The 17,046-nt window shown below is 70.3% G+C and carries 16 protein-coding genes; 10 read left to right on the top strand and 6 right to left on the bottom strand.

Annotated elements, in window-relative coordinates; translation table 11 throughout:
• Positions 1–58 precede the first annotated feature (58 nt).
• Genes apaG through AC07OX_RS29080 form a run of 4 tightly spaced genes read left to right on the top strand, consistent with a single transcriptional unit; the run spans position 59 to position 4,960 of the window.
• Entirely contained in the window at positions 59–454 is a 396-nt protein-coding gene (apaG, locus tag AC07OX_RS29095) for a Co2+/Mg2+ efflux facilitator ApaG/CorD (protein WP_495262737.1), read from the top strand.
• A gap of 44 nt (positions 455–498) precedes the next feature.
• Positions 499–2,472, top strand: a complete 1,974-nt coding sequence (tlpB, locus tag AC07OX_RS29090; RefSeq protein WP_062481011.1) for a transporter-like protein TlpB — start codon at positions 499–501, stop codon at positions 2,470–2,472.
• The gene (locus AC07OX_RS29085) at positions 2,469–3,740 is read left to right on the top strand and encodes a cation:proton antiporter (protein WP_062480997.1); all 1,272 of its coding nucleotides are present in this window, start codon (positions 2,469–2,471) and stop codon (positions 3,738–3,740) included. Before tlpB ends, AC07OX_RS29085 begins: the two co-directional genes overlap by 4 nt.
• Positions 3,737–4,960, top strand: a complete 1,224-nt coding sequence (locus AC07OX_RS29080) for a YbdK family carboxylate-amine ligase (RefSeq protein WP_495262736.1) — start codon at positions 3,737–3,739, stop codon at positions 4,958–4,960. Before AC07OX_RS29085 ends, AC07OX_RS29080 begins: the two co-directional genes overlap by 4 nt.
• Before the next feature lie 6 nt (positions 4,961–4,966).
• On the opposite strand, the gene AC07OX_RS29075 is transcribed toward AC07OX_RS29080, so the two are convergent.
• On the bottom strand, positions 4,967–5,956 hold the full coding sequence (locus AC07OX_RS29075) for a GlxA family transcriptional regulator (RefSeq protein ID WP_495262735.1): 990 nt from the start codon (positions 5,954–5,956) through the stop codon (positions 4,967–4,969).
• 107 nt (positions 5,957–6,063) lie between these two features.
• Between AC07OX_RS29075 and AC07OX_RS29070 the strand changes: the two genes are divergently transcribed.
• A complete protein-coding gene (locus tag AC07OX_RS29070; RefSeq protein ID WP_495262734.1) occupies positions 6,064–6,693 on the top strand; it encodes an isochorismatase family protein in 630 nt (209 codons plus the stop codon).
• A gap of 13 nt (positions 6,694–6,706) precedes the next feature.
• On the opposite strand, the gene AC07OX_RS29065 is transcribed toward AC07OX_RS29070, so the two are convergent.
• Both AC07OX_RS29065 and AC07OX_RS29060 read right to left on the bottom strand, forming a co-directional pair.
• Entirely contained in the window at positions 6,707–7,492 is a 786-nt protein-coding gene (locus tag AC07OX_RS29065; RefSeq protein ID WP_062483039.1) for an SGNH/GDSL hydrolase family protein, read from the bottom strand.
• A gap of 82 nt (positions 7,493–7,574) precedes the next feature.
• Positions 7,575–8,714, bottom strand: a complete 1,140-nt coding sequence (locus AC07OX_RS29060; RefSeq protein WP_495262733.1) for a helix-turn-helix transcriptional regulator — start codon at positions 8,712–8,714, stop codon at positions 7,575–7,577.
• Between the two features lie 136 nt (positions 8,715–8,850).
• Here AC07OX_RS29060 and thiL point away from each other — a divergent pair, with 136 nt between their 5' ends.
• The gene (gene thiL / locus AC07OX_RS29055) at positions 8,851–9,807 is read left to right on the top strand and encodes a thiamine-phosphate kinase (protein WP_307697012.1); all 957 of its coding nucleotides are present in this window, start codon (positions 8,851–8,853) and stop codon (positions 9,805–9,807) included.
• On the opposite strand, the gene AC07OX_RS29050 is transcribed toward thiL, so the two are convergent.
• The gene (locus tag AC07OX_RS29050; protein WP_495262732.1) at positions 9,808–10,533 is read right to left on the bottom strand and encodes a DUF3053 domain-containing protein; all 726 of its coding nucleotides are present in this window, start codon (positions 10,531–10,533) and stop codon (positions 9,808–9,810) included.
• Between the two features lie 63 nt (positions 10,534–10,596).
• Positions 10,597–11,496, bottom strand: a complete 900-nt coding sequence (locus AC07OX_RS29045) for a LysR family transcriptional regulator (protein ID WP_495262731.1) — start codon at positions 11,494–11,496, stop codon at positions 10,597–10,599.
• Between the two features lie 99 nt (positions 11,497–11,595).
• On the opposite strand from AC07OX_RS29045, the gene AC07OX_RS29040 reads away from it, so the two are divergent.
• Together AC07OX_RS29040 and AC07OX_RS29035 are read left to right on the top strand one after the other, a co-directional pair.
• Complete coding sequence (locus AC07OX_RS29040; protein WP_492683580.1) at positions 11,596–12,612, top strand: Bug family tripartite tricarboxylate transporter substrate binding protein; 1,017 nt, start codon at positions 11,596–11,598, stop codon at positions 12,610–12,612.
• A gap of 19 nt (positions 12,613–12,631) precedes the next feature.
• Positions 12,632–14,344 (top strand): FAD-dependent oxidoreductase, encoded by a 1,713-nt coding sequence (locus AC07OX_RS29035; RefSeq protein ID WP_495262730.1) that lies wholly within the window; start codon positions 12,632–12,634, stop codon positions 14,342–14,344.
• Here AC07OX_RS29035 and AC07OX_RS29030 read toward each other — a convergent pair.
• Entirely contained in the window at positions 14,341–15,801 is a 1,461-nt protein-coding gene (locus AC07OX_RS29030; protein WP_495262729.1) for an MFS transporter, read from the bottom strand. The genes AC07OX_RS29035 and AC07OX_RS29030 overlap by 4 nt on opposite strands.
• Before the next feature lie 162 nt (positions 15,802–15,963).
• On the opposite strand from AC07OX_RS29030, the gene AC07OX_RS29025 reads away from it, so the two are divergent.
• Complete coding sequence (locus AC07OX_RS29025) at positions 15,964–16,521, top strand: phosphatidylglycerophosphatase A family protein (RefSeq protein ID WP_495262728.1); 558 nt, start codon at positions 15,964–15,966, stop codon at positions 16,519–16,521.
• The gene (locus AC07OX_RS29020; RefSeq protein WP_492687381.1) at positions 16,515–17,042 is read left to right on the top strand and encodes a CinA family protein; all 528 of its coding nucleotides are present in this window, start codon (positions 16,515–16,517) and stop codon (positions 17,040–17,042) included. Before AC07OX_RS29025 ends, AC07OX_RS29020 begins: the two co-directional genes overlap by 7 nt.
• Positions 17,043–17,046 lie beyond the last annotated feature (4 nt).

Here is a 17,046-nt window from a genome sequence, read left to right as displayed (position 1 = left end):
CCCCGGATTCTCGCAGCCGACGGAAGTCCGAGGAAAGGCCTCCGTTACCATGCGCCCCATGTCACACAGCCCCTTCAGCGTACAGGTCGAACCGCGTTACCTGGCCGACCAGTCCTCGCCCAAGGACAACGTCTACACCTTCTCCTACACGATCACCGTCACCAATGTGGGCACGGTGGGCGCGCAATTGATCGCGCGCCACTGGCTCATCAACGACGCCTCGGGCCATGCGCAGGAGGTCAAGGGCCTCGGCGTGATCGGCCAGCAGCCGCTGCTGGCGCCCGGCGAATCGTTCCGCTACACCAGCGGCTGCCGCCTGCAGGCGGCCAGCGGCACGATGCACGGCAGCTTCTTCGTGGTGACCGAAGAAGGCGAGCGTTTCGACGTGCCGGTTCCCATGTTCGTACTCGAAGCCGACATAGGCGGAACCCCGGTCTCCCGGGTGCTGCACTGAGCGCGCGACGCGCTCTTTTTCTTTCTTTTCTCTTCCGCTCCCCCATGGCTGCCGCATCGCGCGATCTGCAGGGGCTGCTTGCCGGCCTCGACCCCACGGCCGATGTGGCGCAGCGCCACATCTGGCTCATCAACCTCTTCGACTGGCTGCGCGGCGACCGCGCCTCGCCGCAGGCCGCCATCGGCCGCGTGCAGTTGCTGCTCGACGCCGTCGAGGCACGCCCCGAGCTGTGCGATCGGCTGCGCGCCTGGTGGCGCGCGTTCACGCAGTCGGTCGACCTCACGGCGCTGCTGGCCGACTACGGCTTTGCGCCGCGCACCGCCTTCCTGAGCGAGTTCGGTGAGCGCATGCGCCGCAAGATCCTGCCGGGAACGCCCGAGACCACCGACGCCTCGGACCTGTTCCGGCTGGTGCTGCCCGGCGTGTTCGACGCCGGCTGGATCGCGCTGCTCGACGACACCCAGCTCGCGCGCATCGGCGCGCTGCTGGCCGACGCCGCGCCCATGCCCGACGGCTCGGCGCGCTGGCGCCACACGGTGATGGACGCCGTCACCTACTGCTGCAGCCAGGTGGTGGCGACGGGCTTTTCGCCCGAGCTGCGGCTGCGCATCAGCCCCGAAGCGGGCGAGGCGCGCCCTTTCCACGCCCTCATGGCCGACCTGGACGCGCTGCGCGAGCAGATGTTCGCCCTGCCGCGCGACGAAGAATCGCTGCAGGCCGCCTTCGTGGCCTTCCGCGACCGGCTCGATGCCTGCCGTTCCAGCGCCTCGTCGGTCTACACGCACCTGGAAGACAACGGCATCTCGGTCGGCCTGGTGTTCCGGCTGCGCCAGCTGCGCGAGCGCGTGCTGCGCATCCGCGAGCTGCTCGACTGCCTGATGTCGCCCGTGCCGGGGCCCAGCATGGCGCGGCTGGTCGGCAAGCTGGTGCTGGCGGGCGGCGAGCGCAACAGCATCCGCGCGCTGATCGCCTCCAACTCGTCGATGCTCGCGGCCAAGGTGACCGAGCGCAGCGCCGAGACGGGCGAGCACTACATCACCCGCGACCGCCGCAGCTACCTGCAGATGGTGAAGAAGGCCGCCGGCGGCGGCGCCTTCACGGCGCTGACGGTGCTGGCCAAGTTCGGCATCTACGCGCTGGCCCTGTCGGCCTTCTGGAGCGGGCTGGCCGCGGGCCTCATGTACGCGGCCAGCTTCGTGGCGATCCAGCTGCTGCACCTGACGCTGGCCACCAAGCAGCCGGCCATGACCGCGCCCGCCATGGCGGCGCGGCTGCGCGACATCAAGTCGGACGACGCCGTGGACCAGTTCGTCGACGAGGTGGCCAACCTCGTGCGCTCGCAGGTGGCGGCCGTGCTGGGCAACGTGCTCCTGGTGGTGCCGGCGGTGGGCCTGCTGGTGCTGGGCTGGCAGGCCGCGCTGGGCCGGCCGCTGCTGGACGCGGCGCATGCGGCCTCCACGCTGCATTCGCTGTCGCTGCTCGGACCGACCGTGCTTTTCGCGGCAATCACCGGCATCCTGCTGTTTTCGTCCAGCATCATCGCCGGATGGACAGAAAACGCCTTTGTCCTGCATCGCCTGGACTCCGCCATGCGTTACAACCCTCGCATCGGCGCCTTTCTCGGTGCCGCCCGGGCCCGTCGCTGGGCCGCCTTCATGCGCACACACATCTCAGGCTTCGCCTCCAACATCTCGCTGGGACTCATGCTCGGACTGCTGCCCGCGTTCGCGGGCTTCTTCGGGCTCGGGCTGGATGTGCGCCATGTCACGCTGTCGGCCGGCCAGATCGCGGCCGCGGCGGCATCCATCGGCCTGCCGGCACTGCACCAGCCGGCCCTGTGGTGGGCGGTTGCGGCGATCCCGGTGATCGGCGCGCTCAATGTGAGCGTGAGTTTCTACTTCGCTTTCCGTCTGGCGCTGCGCGCGCACAGCGTGAGCCTCGGTGACCGCGCCCGCATCCGCAGCGCGATCTGGGCCCGCTGGCGCAGCCGGCCGGTGAGCTTCTTCCTGCCTACATGAACCTGACCGCACTCCTCGCCGAACTCCAGGGCTTCTGGGCCGAATGGGCGCGCCCCTCGGCCGGCCTGCCCACCGTGCTCTGGGCCCTGCTGGTGGCCGCCGCCGCGGCCTCCGGCCACCTGGTGCAGCGCTACCTGGGAATGCCCAAGGTCATCGGCTATTCGGTGGTGGGCGCGGTGGTGGGCTTTGCCGGTTTCGAGGGCGCGATCTGGCCGCTGCGCGGCATCAGCCTGTTCCTGCTGGAGCTGGGCGCGGCCGTGGTGCTGTTCGAGGCGGGCGGGCGGCTGCCGCTGCGCTGGTTCCGCCACAACCCGATGGTGCTGGTGCAGAGCCTGCTGGAGGCGGGGCTGACCTACTTCGGCGTGTACTGGATATTGATTCTTCTGGGCCTGCCCGAGCCGGTGGCCAACCCCATCGCGCTGATGGCGATCGTCGCCTCGCCGGCCGTGCTCAGCCGCGTGATCATGGACACCCGCGCCGCCGGCCCGGTGACCGAACGCGCCATGACGCTGGCCACGCTCAACACCTTCTACGCGCTCACGCTGGGCTACGCGCAGGCCGGCCTGATCGAGCGCGCACCGCAGTCGCTGATGCTCAAGCTCTACCCGGTGGCGGTGGTGCTGGGCATGTCGTTCGTGGTCGGCGCGATCATGGCGCTGGCGCTGCGCTCGGCGCTGCGCGTGATGAGCCCGAACAGCGAGAACACCTCGATCCTGCTGCTGGCGATCATCGCGGCGGGCGCGGCGCTCACGGCCCACATCGGCGGCTCGGCACCCTTGGCGGCGCTGATCGGCGGCGTGCTGCTCAAGACGCTCAACCCCAAGCCCTGGGCCTGGCAACGCCAGCTCGGCACCGCCTCGTCGCTGCTGACCATGCTGATGTTCGTGCTGGTGTCGATGGTGGCGGCCCAGGCCGACTGGACCCTGCCCGTGGCCAGCGTGGTGCTGGCCGTGATCGGCGTGCGCCTGGTCACCAAGATCTCGGGCGTGGCCATTGCCAACCCGGGCAGCGGCGCCAGCTGGAAGCAGGCCTTCTGGGTCGGCTGCGCGATGACGCCGCTGTCGTCCATCGCCCTGCTGATCGCCTCCAATTTCGCCTCGGCCTCGCCGCTTCTGGGCACCATGATCACGCAGGTCGCCCTGCCCTCGATTTTGCTGATGGAAGTGATGGGCGCCGTGCTCGCCACCGTGGCGATCCACGCCGTGGGCGAGAGTTCGGTCCCCTGGACGCCACAGGCCTTCAGCACCACGGAAGACACGCAGCGATGAGCAGCAGCAACAGCAACCCCACCTCCGTCCTCCCGATCGACCCGGACAGCGACGACGTGCGCTCCGCGCAGCTGCCCGCCGATCCGGCCAGCCGCGCCGTCAAGCTCGAGCCCTTCAACAAGTCGGAGGCGCTGTCGCTGGGCGTGGAGCTCGAGCTGCAGCTCGTGAACACGCACGACTACGACCTCGCGCCGTACGCCGAGGACATGCTGCGCCTGATGGCCCAGACGCCGCTGCCCGGCAGCGTGGTGCCCGAGATGACCTCGAGCATGATCGAGATCTCGACCGACATCTGCCATTCGGCGCAGGACGTGATCACGCAGCTGTCGCCGATCCGCGAGGCGCTGATCAAGAACGCCGACAAGCTCAACATCGCGGTGGTCGGCGGCGGCACGCACGCGTTCCAGCAATGGCACGAACGGCGCATCTACGACAAGCCGCGCTTTCGCGAGCTGTCGGAGCTGTACGGCTACCTGAGCAAGCAGTTCACCATCTTCGGCCAGCACGTGCACATCGGCTGCCCCGACGCCGACTCGGCGCTGCTGATGCTGCACCGCATGTCGCGCTACATCCCGCACTTCATCGCGCTGTCGGCATCCTCGCCGTTCGTGCAGGGGCAGGACACGCAGTTCGACTCGGCGCGGCTCAATTCGGTGTTCGCGTTCCCGCTCTCGGGCCGCGCGCCCTTCACCACGAGCTGGAAGGAATTCGAGGCCTACTTCGAGCGCATGACCCGCACCGGCGTCGTGCGCAGCATGAAAGACTTTTATTGGGACATCCGTCCCAAGCCCGAGTTCGGCACCATCGAGATCCGCGTGTTCGACACGCCGCTCACCATCGAGCGGGCCGCCGCGCTCGCGGGTTATGTGCAGTCGCTGGCCGCGTGGTTCCTGCAGGAGCAGCCCTTCGAGCCGTGCGAGGACGACTACCTGGTCTACACCTACAACCGCTTCCAGGCCTGCCGCTTCGGGCTGGACGCGGTGTACGTCGACCCGGCCAGCGGCCAGCACATGCCGCTGCGCGACCACATCCTGATGACCATGACCCAGCTCGAATGGCACAGCGAGGCGCTCAACGCCACGCAGGCGCTGGGCGAGCTGCGCACCAGCGTCGAGGCCAACCGCAACGACGCGCGCTGGCTGCGCGAGAAGCAGGGCAAGGAGCGGCTGCTGGCGGAAGTGGTGCGCCAGGCTTCGCTCCGCTTTCGCGGCGCGGCCTGACGTTGTTCAGGCCGCCACGGCCTCCTGCGAGAACTGCCGGCGGTACACCGTCGGCGACACCTTGAACGCCGTGGCGAAGTGCTTGCGTAGCAGCACCGCCGAGCCGAAGCCCGCATCGGCCGCCACGCGCTCCACCGAGCGGTCGGTCGTTTCGAGCAGCCGCTGCGCCAGCGCCAGGCGCTGGTTCTGCAGCCACTGGCCGACCGTCGTGCCCGTCGATTCGCGAAAGCGCCGCGTGAAGGTGCGCCGGCTCATGAGCGCGCGGCGGGCGAGGTCGTCGAGTTCGTGCGGCGTCTGCAGATGCCGCCCCAGCCATTCGAGCAACGGCGTGAGCCGGTCGCGTTCGGCCGCCGCCGGCATGGGCTGCTGGATGTACTGCGCCTGACCGCCCTGCCGGTGCGGTGCGACGACCATGCGCCGCGCAGCGCGGTTCGCGGTGTCTGCGCCGTAGCGCACGCGCAGCAGGTGCAGGCAGCAGTCGATGCCCGCGGCCGTGCCCGCCGAGGTGAGCACGTTGCCGTCGTCCACGTACAGCACCTCGGGCTGCAGCACGACCTGCGGATATTGCTTGGCGAAGGCTGCGGCCAGGTGCCAGTGCGTGGTGGCGGGCCGGCCGTCGAGCAGGCCGGCCTCGGCCAGCACGAAGGCGCCCAGGCACAGCCCGACCACGGTGGCGCCGCGGCGGTGCGCCGCCTGCAGCGCACGGATGAGCGCGGGCGGCGCGGGCCGGCCGTCGTCGCGCCAGGACGGCACCACCACGATCTGCGCGCGGCGGATCGCCGCCAGGCCGTGCGGCACCACGAGCGTGAAGCCCGCGTTGGTGGCCAGCGGCCCGGGCTCGGGCGCGCAGACCTGCACCCGGAAGCGCGGCGCGCCGGTGTCGGTGCGGTCTTCGCCGAACACCATGCAGGGCACGGAGAGGTGGAAGGGGCTGATGCCGTCGAAGGCGACCACGGCAATGGTCTCGGCGATGGTTTTGGCGGCAGATGAGCGCATGGCCCGATCTTATCGATGAATGGCTTTCGGGCCACTGTCGCAAAACCCGCGGCGCGCGAAGAATCGAGCCATTCCAGACACACACACAACCACCGAAGGAGATACCCATGAGCCAGTCCGCACCACGCCGCGCCCTCGTCGTCATCGACGTGCAGAACGAATACTTCGAAGGCGGCGGCCTGCCCATCGAATACCCGCCGGTCGAGAGCTCGCTGCCGAAGATCGCGCAGGCCATGGACGCGGCGCGCGCGGCCGGCGTGCCGGTGGTGGTGGTGCAGCACCACGCGCCGAAGGGCGCGCCGGTCTTCCAGGCCGACAACTTCTACGGCCAACTGCACCCCGAGATTGCGAAGCGCCCGCGTGACCACCTGGTCACCAAGGCCTTCCCGAGCGTCTTCACCGGCACCGACTTCGCCGACTGGCTCGCGCGCCACGAGATCGACACGCTGAGCGTGACCGGCTACATGACGCAGAACTGCGACGCCTCCACCGTGTTCGAAGCCATGCACCGCGGGCTGAACGTGGAGTTCCTGTCGGACGCGACCGGCGCGCTGCCTTATGAAAACGCGGCCGGCCGCGTGAGCGCCGAAGAGATCCACCGCGTGTTCAGCGTCGTATTCCACAGCAACTTCGCGGCCGTGGCGACGACCGACGTGTGGGTCGCTGCACTGAAGAGCGGTACAGCGATCGAAAAGGACAACGTGGTCATGTCCAACCGCCGCGCGCGCGGCGTCTGAACTTCACAAGAGTTCAGGCCAGGTTCAGCGGCTGCAGCACGGGCTGCCAGCGCTGAACCGCGATCTTCTTGAAGCCGCGGCCGTTGGGATGCAGCTCGTTGGCCCAGTCGGTCGGGCCCAGCGTGCCGCGGCTGTCCACCACGTGCAGGTGCTGCGGGTCGCCCGCGGCGATGTTCTGCAGCATGCCGTGGAAGCCGTCGATCAGGTGGTCGACGCAGGGCTTGAACAGCTCGGGCGCCACGCCCGCGTCGACCAGCGCCGGACGCAGCCAGCCTTCGCGCCCGAACAGCGCCTTGCCCGTGGGCGGCGCGTAGTCGTAGCTGTGCATGACGATGTGGCAGTCGACGCTCGTTCGGGTGTAGATGAGGCCGATGAGCGCACGGTACTGCTCGTCCATGTCGACAAGGAACTGGTCGAAGCCGCCCTTGCCGTTGCGAAAGCACTGCGCGGCCTGCGTCTCGCCCGTGCAATCGGACTTGAGCAGCGGGCGCAGGTCGTTGAAGCCCGCGAAGTCGTTGCCGCCGCCGCTGATGAACACCGCCGACAGCGTCGGCCCGTACAGGCGCAGCGACTCGCGCACGGCGTTGCGGTACTTGCCTTCCACATAGTCCTGGGCTTCCGCGCCGTTCATGCCCTTGGCCAGGATCACGTGGCCGCGCGCGCCGACCACGTCGCCCAGGAAGTTCAGCAGGCTGCCGCCCGGCAGCGGGTACCAGAACCACGAATCGCCGAAGGCGAGGATGGTCGCGGTGCCGTGCGGGCCCATCTGCATCTTGGTCTCGTCCCAGTAGACAGCCATGGCGAACTCCTCGTGTAGAGGGCGCCATGGTTCTCGCAACCGCCGCGCGGCGCCATCCCCCGTTCGCAGTAGAACCTGCTGCTCAGTCCCGCAGCGACTGCACCAGCAGCACCAGCTCCGCCTGCCGGTGGCAGTCGGTCTTGCGCATCACGTTGCGCAGGTGGCTGCGCGCCGTGTGTTCGGAGCAGTGCTGCGCGGCGGCGAAGTCCTTCACGGTCTTGCCGCTCGCCAGCAACAGCGCGAGCCGCGCCTCGGTCGGGCTCAGGCCGAGCAGGCTTTCCAGCTGGCGCGGCTCCACGGGCGCCGCCTCGGCCGGATGGGCGAAGACCACGAGCGCGCGGTGGCGCTGGCGCAGCACGGCCAGCGGGTGCGAGGGCTTGAGCGGCAGCACCGTGATGCGGACCACGCTGCCAGCCACGGGCAGGTGCAGCACGCCGGCCCGCGCGCCACCGGCCGGGGCGCAGGCCTCGCGCACCCGCTGCTCGAAGGCCGACTGCAGCGCGGACGACGCGAGCCGCAGTCGCCCCTGCGCGCTGTCGAACAGGCCGCCGCGGCCCGCGCACCCCGCCGCTCGCGCGTTCAGGTGGTCGATGCGGCAGGCCTCGTCGACCACGGCGATGCCTTGCGGCAGCGCGTCGAGCGCCGACAGCCCGGTCGCCGCATGCTCGCCCAGCTGCATCATGCGGGCGCGCAGTTCGCTGGCGCGCACCAGGTGCGGCGACAGGCGCCGGCAGAAGGCCTCGCTCTCAGGACCGTAGGGCGCCTCGGCCCGGGGGCGGATGAAGCCGAGCACTTCGCGCGTGTCGTCGTCGGCGCGCAGCCCCATCGCCAGCGTGTGGCGCAGGCCGAGCGGCGCGAGCCAGTCGACATAGATCGGGCTGTGCGAGAGCGTGCGCGCGCCGAAGTAGGCGTGGTCGGCCACCGGCGTGCCCAGCGGGGCGTTGACCGGCATCTGCATGCGGATGTCGTCGCGCGCCAGGTGCTGCTCGTACTCGCGCACCTTGTCGGGCGGGCTCTCCAGGTTGGCGAGTCCCGCGCCCACCACCGAGCAGTCGGTACGGCGCACCGTGAGCGTGTGAAAGCAGGCGGCGCCGAGCACCTCGCGCATGGCATCGAGCGCGTCGTACCAATCGCCGGGACAGGTGATCCCGTCGTACAGCAAGGCAACGATCCGGTCGGTGTCTGCGTCGGCGGACACGCCTCCCTGCACGATGGCTGTCATGGCGGCCTCCTCCTATTCGGACTTTCGGTGTATCCGCTTGCATGACGGTATTACAAAATGCTTCCAGTGTCAGCCCCCCTTTCCCGTGGGCGCCGCGGCGGGCGACCCCGCGCCAGGTCGTTATGCTCTCGCACCCATGGGTGAATTCGACCTGATCACACGCTATTTCAAACGCCCCGCCACGCGCTCGCCGCTGGGCGTGGGCGACGACTGCGCCTTGCTCGCGCCGGCCGCGGGCATGCAGCTCGCCGTGTCCTCCGACATGCTGGTGGAGGGGCGGCACTTTCTCTCGACCGTGGAGCCGGCCCGGCTGGGCCACAAGGCGCTGGCCGTGAACCTCAGCGACCTGGCCGCCTGCGGCGCGAAGCCGCTGGCCTTCACGCTGGCGCTGGCGCTGCCCGGCGTGGACGAGCCCTGGCTCGAAGGTTTTTCGCGCGGCCTGTTCGCGCTGGCCGACGCCCACGGCTGCGAGCTGGTGGGCGGCGACACCACGCGCGGCCCGCTCAACATCTGCATCACCGTGTTCGGCGAAGTGCCGGCCGGCGCCGCGCTGCTGCGCTCGGGCGCACGCGCGGGCGACGACCTGTGGGTGAGCGGCTCGCTCGGCGATGCGCGGCTGGCGCTCGAGGTGTTCCGCGGCACGCTGAGCCTGCCCGCCGAGGCCTTCGCACAAGCCCGCGCACGCATGGAACAACCCACGCCGCGCGTGGCGCTGGGCCAGGCGCTGCGCGGCATCGCCACCTCGGCGGTGGACGTGAGCGACGGCCTCATCGGCGACCTGGGCCACATCCTCGCGGCCAGCGGCGTGGGCGCCACGCTCGATGCCGACGCCACCACCGCGCTGATCGCGGTCGACACGGCCGGCCTGCCCACCGAGGCGCTGCGCACCTGCGCGCTCTCGGGCGGTGACGACTACGAGCTGGTGTTCACCGCACCGGCCTCGGCACGCGATGCGGTGGCGCAGGCCGGGCAAGCCAGCGCCACGCGCGTGACGCGCATCGGCCGCATCGAGGCCGACGCGGGCCTGCGCATCGTCGATGCGAGCGGCGCGCCGGTGTCACAGCGCTTCGGCTCCTTCGACCACTTCGTCTGATCAAGAGCCGCGCATCACCGCGCGCATCTTGTCCTGCGCGGTGTTGATCGCCGCCGACTGCTTGCCCATTTGCTGCGCCATCTTGTTGAGTTCGTCCCCCACGGCCGGGTCGGTCACGGTGAGCGTGCCGCCGGAAACCCGAAGCTTCGACTTGTTCTTCTCCATGAAATCGGCGATGGCCAACGCACTGTCGATCACGGCGTCGACCGGAGGGAACACCTCCTTGAACGTGGTGGCGGGCGTGGTCACGGTCTTCTCGTAGGCCTTGGCATAGACCTGCTTCAGGTCGTCGGGCTGCTTGAGTTGCGCGCGTGCCGCATCGGCCTTGGCCAACTGCTGATCGAGCGCGGTGCGAAGGCCGCCCAGGCCCTCCTTGGCGGCCTTGAGATCGTCACGGCGTGCCGGCAGATCGACGAACGAGCGCAGCGCGCCCTTGTTCATGATCTGCGTCATCGGCTGGCTCACCGACTTGTTCATGCCTTCGTTGAAATCGGTGATCACCGCGTAGTGCTGCGCGTAGTCGCCGAACGATGCCTTTTCTTCGGCGGTGGGCGTGGGCACGCGCAAGCCGGGCTTGTCGAGCACGCGGGTCTGCAGGTAGGCGATGAAGGCACTGCGCTGCTCGGCCTCCTTGTTGCCGCAGGCCACGAGCAGCATCGACAGCATCAGGCCGAATGCCAGGACCAGCCATGCGGAAGAGAAACGGGACCGTGTGGTGGTTGTCATGGGGCACCTGCTTTCGCGCAAAGAAAAAAGACCGGCCAGCATACGACCGGCCCGCCCCCGCGGCTACTGCAGGCTCTGCTTCAGCGCCTCGATGAACGCCCGCGCCGCCGCCGACAGCGAATGGCCGCGCTTGGTGACGATGGAGATGTCGCGCACCACGCGCGGGGCGCTGAGCACCTTCACCACCAGCACCGGGTTCTTCTCGGCGCGCGCAAACGCCGACGGCATGATCGACGCGCCCATGCCGGCCGCCGTCATCCACAGCGCGGTGGACAGGAAGGACACCTCGTTCACCACGTCGAGCGTCACGCCCGCCTCCGCCGCCGTGCCATCGATCAGCGGACGCACCCCGTAGCCGGGGCGCACGGTGATGACCGGGTGGCGCCCCAGGTCCGACCAGCGCACCACGCGCGCCTTGGCCAGCGGGTGGTCGGTGCGGCACACCACGGCGAGGTGATCGCGCATGAGGCGCTGCACCTCGACCTCGGGGCCTGGCCGCTCGGGCGTGCCGATGCCGAAGTCGACGTGCTCGCCGAGGATGCGCGACAGGAACTGGTCGGGCGCACAGTCGTTCACCAGCACGCGAACTTTCGGGTGCTGCTCGCCGAAGGCGCGCAGCGCATCGGGCAATAAAAATCCGGCCAGCGTGGGCGTGATGGCCAGCGTCACGCGACCGCGTTCCAGCGTGGCGAGTTCGCGGAAATCGGCCGAGAGCGAATCGACGTCGCGCAGCACGCGCTCGACGGTGGAAATCATCTGTTCGGCTGCGGCCGTGGGCTTGAGCGCGCGCGTGGTGCGGTCGAACAGGCGCGTGCCCAGGCCCTCTTCGAGCTGGCGGATCAGCATGCTCACGGCCGACTGCGTGACGAACAGCCGCGTGGCCGCGGCGCCGAGCTTGCGCAGCTGGTAGACAGCGAGGAACGCACGCAGCTGGCGCATCGTAGGACTGAAGTTCGTATTCATCAGAAAATTTGAAAAATCATTCGGAATTTCTTGATTTACGAATGAATCCTGCCATCGTTCAATCTCCGATCAAAGCACCGAATTCAAGGAGAGGCCCGAATGACAGCACCCATCGCCCGCGGCATGCGCGCATTTCGTGAGCGACGCAGGCGACTGCTGTGGGCCGCGGCCGGTGCGCTGCTGGCGGGCAATGCGCTGGCCCAAGCCCCTGCGGGCGACTTCCCCACCAAGCCGATCCGCATGGTCGTGACCTTCCCGCCCGGCGGCAGCGCCGACGGCGTGGTGCGCATGCTGGTGCCGCGCCTGAACGAGAAGCTGGGCCAGCAGGTGGTGGTCGACAACCGCCCCGGCGCGGGCGGCAACGTGGGGCTGACGCTGGTGGCCAAGGCGCCGGGCGACGGCTACACGCTGGGCGTGGGCGCGGCGGGCGCGCTGGCGGCCAACGTCAGCCTGTACCCGCAGATGCCCTTCGATCCGCAGAAAGACCTCAAGCCGGTGGGCATGCTGGCGGCCATTCCGTTCGTGCTGGTGGGCCACCCGTCGGTGGCCGCGAAGACGCAGCGCGAACTCATCGCGCTGGCCAAGGCGAAGCCGGCCACGCTGTCGATCGGCCACGGCGGCAACGGCACGGCCATGCACCTGTCGGCGGCGCTGTTCAACCAGATGGCGGGCACGCGGCTGGTCGAGGTGCCCTACCGCGGCTCGGGCCCGGCGGCGCTCGACGTGCTGGGCGGGCAGATTCCGCTGGCGGTGGTCGACCTGCCGTCGTCGCTGCAGCAGATCCGCGCCGGCAAGCTGATCGCCTTTGCCGTGACCAGCCCGCAGCGCCTGCCGATGCTGCCCGAGGTGCCGACGGTGGCCGAGGCCGGCCTGCCGGGCTACGACTCGACCGGCTGGTTCGGCGTGGTCGCGCCGGCCGGCACGCCGGCGCCGGTGGTGGCGCGGCTCAATGCCGAGCTCAACGCCGCGCTCGGCGACGAGCAGGTGAAGACCGCGATGCGCGCGCTCGGCGTGGAGCCGGCGCCGGGTTCGGTCGAATCCTTCGACAGCTACATCCGCGCCGAGACGAAGAAATGGGCCCAGGTGATCCAGGACGCCCACATCAAGCTCGATTGAACGACAAGCCGATAGAGACATGACGAAGACCGCCGACACCTCGATGCAAGCCGACGTGCTGATCGTCGGCGCCGGCCCCGTGGGCCTCACGCTGGCGATGGACCTGGCCTCGCGCGGCGTCTCGGTGATCCTGTGCGAGACGCGCCGCTTCGCCGAGCCGCCGAACGTGAAGTGCAACCACGTGGCCTCGCGCACCATGGAGCAGTTCCGCCGCCTGGGCGTGGCGCAGCAGCTGCGCGATGCGGGGCTGCCGGCCGACCACCCGAACGACGTGGTGTTCCGCACCACGGTGACGGGCACCGAGCTCACGCGCATTCCCATTCCGTGCCGGCGCGACCGCTACACCGAGACCGAGGGCCCCGACGCGTGGTGGCCCACGCCGGAGCCGCCGCACCGCATCAACCAGATCTACCTCGAGCCGATTCTGCTGAAGCACACCGCCGCGCTGCCGGGCGTGACGCTGCTCAACCGCACGCGCTTCGAGCGCTTCACGCAAGACGCCGACGGCGTGAGCGCCATCGCGACCGACATGGGCAGCGGCGCCACGCGCAGCATCCGCTGCCGCTACATGGTCGGCTGCGACGGCGGCAGCTCGCCGGTGCGCAAGCAGATCGGCGCCAAGCTCGAAGGCACGGCCGTCATTCAACGCGTGCAGTCGACCTTCATCCGCGCGCCGCAGCTGCGCGCGCTGATTCCGGGCAAGCCCGCGTGGTCGTACTACGCGATGAACCCGCGCCGCTGCGGCACGATGTTCGCCATCGACGGCCACGAGACCTGGCTGGTGCACAACCACCTGAACGCCGAAGAGCCCGAGTTCGACTCGGTCGACCGCGACACCTCGATCCGCGAGATTTTGGGCGTGGGGCCCGACTTTCATTACGACATCATCAGCAAGGAAGACTGGATCGGCCGGCGCCTCGTGGCCACGCGCTTTCGCGACGGCCGCGTGTTCCTCGCGGGCGACGCTGCGCACCTGTGGGTGCCCTACGCGGGCTACGGCATGAACGCCGGCATCGCCGATGCGCTCAACCTCTCGTGGCTGCTGGGCGCCTGCGTGCAGGGCTGGGGCGACGAAGCGATCCTCGACGCCTACGAGGCCGAGCGGCTGCCGATCACCGAGCAGGTGTCGCAGTTCGCGATGGACCATGCGCAGAAGATGATCCGCGCGCGACGCGCCGTGCCGCCCGACATCGAGGCGCCCGGCCCGGCGGGCGACGCGCAGCGCGCCGAAATCGGCCGCGAGGCCTATGCGCTCAACGTGCAGCAGTTCTGCTGCGGCGGGCTCAACTTCGGCTACTTCTACACCGGCTCGCCGATCATCGTGCCCGACGGCGAGCACCGCGCGCCGCCGTACTCGATGGGCGAGTTCACGCCCTCCACCGTGCCCGGCTGCCGCGCACCGCACTTCTGGCTGGCCGACGGGCGCTCACTGTACGACGCCTTCGGCCCGGGCTACACGCTGCTGCGCTTCGACCGCAGCGTGGACGTGCGTCCGCTGGAGCGCGCGGCCGCCGCCTACCGCATGCCGCTCACGGTGCTCGACATCGAAACCGCGAGCCTGCCCAAGGCCTATGCGCACCGCCTCGTGATGTGCCGCGCCGACCAGCACATCGCGTGGCGCGGTGCGCATCTGCCGGCGGATGTGTATGACCTCGTCGCCACCTTGCGCGGCGAAACGCGGCGCGAACGTGGACGCCGGCGCGCCCTCGCCTGGGAAGGCGTGCTGGCCTAGCGCCGCGCCACCGCGCGCCACGCCAGCCACGCGGCGATGGCAGGCGCCAGCGCGAAGACGGCGAACAACCAGATTGCGGCCGATCGCGCACCGTCCACGCCGCCGGGCACCGTGAGCCCCGCCGCATTCGCCACCAGCCCGGCCACGGCCGCACCGACGGCCATGCCGTAGAGCTGCACGGTGGTGATCGACGCGGAAGCCAATCCTTCTTCACCACGAGGCGCCAGCGCCATCACGCGCGTCAGCAGGTGCGGCCAGCCGATGCCCACGCCGAAGCCGACGGCGGCCAGCGCCACGGCCACGAGCGAGGTCTCGACAGGGGCCCCGAGCGCCCCCGGCGTCGGCAACAGCCACGCGAGCGCCAGCAGCCCTGCGGTGCAGACCACCGGCCCGGCGCGCAGCATGCGGTCGGCGCCTGCGCCAGTGCGGCCCGACGAGGTCAGCGAGCCGATGCTCCAGCCGCCCGCCATCGCCGCCGTGAGGTAGCCCGCCGCGAGCGGCGAGTGGCCGTGCAGCAGCTGCAGGAAATAGGGCACGAAGATCTCGGTGGTGGTGCCGATCAGCAGCAGCGCCACGCTTGCGTAGATGGCGCCCAGCGGCGTGCCAAGCGCATAGGCGCCGGTTGGCAGCAGGCGCACGGCGCCGGCGCGGCGGTCGATGCGGGTGGCGGCGAAGCCGATGGCCAGTCCCAGCGCCACGCCCACGGCCTGCCCCGCGAGGCCGGGCCAGAAACCGCTGGCGGCAATCACCAGCACCGACAGCGCCAGCAGCGCGATCTGCGGCGCCGGCACGCGCGGCATCTGCGCCGGCCGGTCATGCCGGATGCCGGCCGCGGGCCGCAGCTGCACCGTCACCAGCAGGGCCTGTGCCGCCGCCACCGGCAGCAGCGCCCAGAAGGCCCAGCGCCAGTGGCCGGCCTGCGCGAACAGCCCGCCCACGGCCGGCCCGCACAGCGTGGCGACGCCCCACATGCCCGACACCAGCGCCACCGCGCGCGGCCAGAGCCGTGGCTCGAACACGCGCTGGATCAGCCCGTAGCTCAACGCCGCCAGCAACCCGCCGCCCAGGCCCTGCACCGTGCGCCCCGTGAGCAGCCACGGCATGGCCGGCGCCAGCGCGCAGCCGACCGAGCCGGCCGTGAACACGGCCAGCGCCGTGAGGCAGGCGCCACGCGGCCCGCGCGCGGCCAAGAGCCGCACCGAGAGCGTGGCACCGAGGATCGAGCCGACCACGAACAGGGTCGTGCTCCACGCGTACCAGTCGAGCCCGCCGATCTCGCGCACCACCGAGGGCAGCACGGTGGTCACGATGTGGACGTTGACCGCGTGCAGCGCGACGCCGCCGGTCAGCGCCAGCGCGCGCCAGCCGTTGCGCCCGCTGAACAGCTCGCGCCAGGCGGCGGTGGGCGGCGGCGCGCCAACGGCGGCGGCATCGAGGGAAGAGGAGGAGGACGACATGAGAACGAAGGGGAACACCAAAGGAGCCTGGATACTAGGCGGCGCCCCTTAATTAAACAAGCTATTGCTTTGATAAATAGAAACTTCGGCGCGCAGCCGTCGCACAGGATGCGCGACACTTCGAAACCGATGCACGCCGTTTCTTCTTCCCCTTCTTCCTCGATGGATTCCTCTTCCGCCACCACCGGCGCCCTGCCCCGTCCCCCGATGCGTCGCCCCACCCTGCACTTCCTGCTCTCGCACCCCGCGCACTTCATCGCGCTGGGCTTCGGCTCGGGGCTGTCGCCCTTCGCGCCGGGCACCGTGGGCACGCTGTGGGCCTGGGCCGCGTTCGTGGTGATGCAGCTGTGGTTCACGCCCGCGACCATCGGCTGGATCATTCTGGCCGGCCTGCCGATCGGCTGGTGGGCCTGCACGGTCGCTGCGCGCAACATGAACGTGTCCGACCCCGGCGCCATCGTGTGGGACGAGGTGGTCGCCTTCTGGCTCGTGCTCTGGCTGGTGACGCCGGCCGGCCTGTGGGCGCAGGTCGTGGCCTTTGCGCTGTTCCGTTACTTCGACGCCGCCAAGCCCGGCCCGGTGGGCTGGGCCGACGCCGCCTTCAAGCCGCGCGACCCCGCGCGGGTGCAGTGGTGGCGCGCGGGCTTCGGCATTCTTCTGGACGACCTGGTGGCGGCCTTCTGCACGCTGCTGGTCATTGCGCTGTGGCGCGCATGGTGAACCCGATGCAACCTTCCGCTTCCCCGGCCTTGGCCGAACAGGACGTCCCCGCGCTCGTCGCCACGCTGGCCGAACGGCTGCAGGCCCGGGGCTGGATGATGGCCACCGCCGAAAGCTGCACCGGCGGCCTGATCGCCGGCGCCTGCACCGACCTCGCGGGCTCCAGCGTGTGGTTCGAGCGCGGCTTCGTCACCTACTCGAACGCCGCCAAGACCGAGATGCTGGGCGTGGACGCCGCGCTCATCGAGGCCCACGGCGCCGTGAGCGAGCCCGTGGCGCGCGCGATGGCCGAGGGCGCCATTGCACGCGGCGCCCCGGCGCGCGCGGCCGTGGCCGTGACCGGCGTGGCCGGCCCGGCGGGCGGCTCGCCCGACAAGCCCGTGGGCACGGTGTGGTTCGGCTGGTCGGTCGACGGGCAGGTGCGCACCGAGCGCCGCCGCTTCGACGGCGACCGCGCCACCGTGCGCGCGGCCACGGTGCACTACGCGCTGCAGACACTGATCCAGCTGCTGCCGCGCTGACCGC

It is taken from the genome of Variovorax sp. GW821-FHT09D07, from assembly GCF_059416345.1.
The sequence above is the reverse complement of the archived record's forward strand: the minus strand, read 5'-3'. Positions and strand labels throughout refer to the sequence as shown.

What these genes read in the sequence shown, in the direction of transcription:
- apaG (WP_495262737.1), top strand. Translation starts at nt 59, where the DNA reads ATGTCACACAGCCCCTTCAGCGTACAGGTCGAACCGCGTTACCTGGCC.
- tlpB (WP_062481011.1), top strand. Translation starts at nt 499, where the DNA reads ATGGCTGCCGCATCGCGCGATCTGCAGGGGCTGCTTGCCGGCCTCGAC.
- AC07OX_RS29085 (WP_062480997.1), top strand. Translation starts at nt 2,469, where the DNA reads ATGAACCTGACCGCACTCCTCGCCGAACTCCAGGGCTTCTGGGCCGAA.
- AC07OX_RS29080 (WP_495262736.1), top strand. Translation starts at nt 3,737, where the DNA reads ATGAGCAGCAGCAACAGCAACCCCACCTCCGTCCTCCCGATCGACCCG.
- AC07OX_RS29075 (WP_495262735.1), bottom strand. Translation starts at nt 5,956, where the DNA reads ATGCGCTCATCTGCCGCCAAAACCATCGCCGAGACCATTGCCGTGGTC.
- AC07OX_RS29070 (WP_495262734.1), top strand. Translation starts at nt 6,064, where the DNA reads ATGAGCCAGTCCGCACCACGCCGCGCCCTCGTCGTCATCGACGTGCAG.
- AC07OX_RS29065 (WP_062483039.1), bottom strand. Translation starts at nt 7,492, where the DNA reads ATGGCTGTCTACTGGGACGAGACCAAGATGCAGATGGGCCCGCACGGC.
- AC07OX_RS29060 (WP_495262733.1), bottom strand. Translation starts at nt 8,714, where the DNA reads ATGACAGCCATCGTGCAGGGAGGCGTGTCCGCCGACGCAGACACCGAC.
- thiL (WP_307697012.1), top strand. Translation starts at nt 8,851, where the DNA reads ATGGGTGAATTCGACCTGATCACACGCTATTTCAAACGCCCCGCCACG.
- AC07OX_RS29050 (WP_495262732.1), bottom strand. Translation starts at nt 10,533, where the DNA reads ATGACAACCACCACACGGTCCCGTTTCTCTTCCGCATGGCTGGTCCTG.
- AC07OX_RS29045 (WP_495262731.1), bottom strand. Translation starts at nt 11,496, where the DNA reads ATGAATACGAACTTCAGTCCTACGATGCGCCAGCTGCGTGCGTTCCTC.
- AC07OX_RS29040 (WP_492683580.1), top strand. Translation starts at nt 11,596, where the DNA reads ATGACAGCACCCATCGCCCGCGGCATGCGCGCATTTCGTGAGCGACGC.
- AC07OX_RS29035 (WP_495262730.1), top strand. Translation starts at nt 12,632, where the DNA reads ATGACGAAGACCGCCGACACCTCGATGCAAGCCGACGTGCTGATCGTC.
- AC07OX_RS29030 (WP_495262729.1), bottom strand. Translation starts at nt 15,801, where the DNA reads ATGTCGTCCTCCTCCTCTTCCCTCGATGCCGCCGCCGTTGGCGCGCCG.
- AC07OX_RS29025 (WP_495262728.1), top strand. Translation starts at nt 15,964, where the DNA reads ATGGATTCCTCTTCCGCCACCACCGGCGCCCTGCCCCGTCCCCCGATG.
- AC07OX_RS29020 (WP_492687381.1), top strand. Translation starts at nt 16,515, where the DNA reads ATGGTGAACCCGATGCAACCTTCCGCTTCCCCGGCCTTGGCCGAACAG.